Source organism: Eubacterium sp. 14-2, assembly GCF_000403845.2.
Lineage (GTDB): Bacteria > Bacillota > Clostridia > Lachnospirales > Lachnospiraceae > Petralouisia.
Genome location: NZ_KE159570.1, coordinates 1 through 712 on the forward strand (window position 1 = coordinate 1; position 712 = coordinate 712).

At 41.2% G+C, this 712-nt stretch carries 2 protein-coding genes; one reads left to right on the forward strand and one right to left on the reverse strand.

What is annotated here, in order from left to right:
* Positions 1-265 (forward strand): hypothetical protein (locus C805_RS26865; protein ID WP_016216837.1); only part of this gene is annotated, 265 nt, incomplete at its 5' end.
* Positions 266-295: 30 nt separating this feature from the next.
* Here C805_RS26865 and C805_RS24920 read toward each other — a convergent pair.
* On the reverse strand, positions 296-712 hold a 417-nt coding region (locus C805_RS24920; RefSeq protein ID WP_016216838.1), incomplete at its 5' end, for a hypothetical protein.

Consider the following 712-nt stretch of genomic DNA (forward strand, 5'->3'; position numbering starts at 1 on the left):
GTCAGAAAAAGCAAATCTGTCCGGGGAAAACCGTTACGATTCTACAAATCTGGTTTCCAAAATTGTAGGTGTGAACAAAGATTCTTTTGTACATGCCCAGTTTGTGGCAGAGTCACAAAACAAAGCGGATTCTACAAGCCGGGCAGGCTATGGATTTCACAATGATGGTATCACAGGTGGATTCCTTTATCTTGATAATGACCACAAATTGAAATTTATTGATGCATTTGGCGGAGTCCACGTAATTATAATGGAATCGCCCTGAAATAGTGTTTCATATCAGTTTACACAAAATTTAAAAGAATCTGATTCCATAATTACCAGAATTAAAATAAAACTGTGCCAGTCGTGTATCTCCTGCATATGAAAAAGCAATTCCGGCTCCGTATGCTGCTCCATATATAAATGTCAGGGCACAGATGGAAGGGCCACCTGTGCTTCCCATGATACTCTCGAAAGTATTAACAGAAGTCGGATTGATTTCTATTTTTGGAATAACTTTGGCATCAAGAAATCCTTCAATTCCTCCTTCAATAGTCACGCCTGTGCAGGCCTTAAAAGATATTGTTGAATATTTCCAGTTTTTTGCAACTATCAAATCCGTGTTTAGCGAACTAACCGCCCCCGTCAGCGTCCCGTCTGCCAGCCCGGAAATATCATTCGTCCCGCACAGTTTCCAGAGATACCGCAGATTTCTGGCAAACAGGGAAAC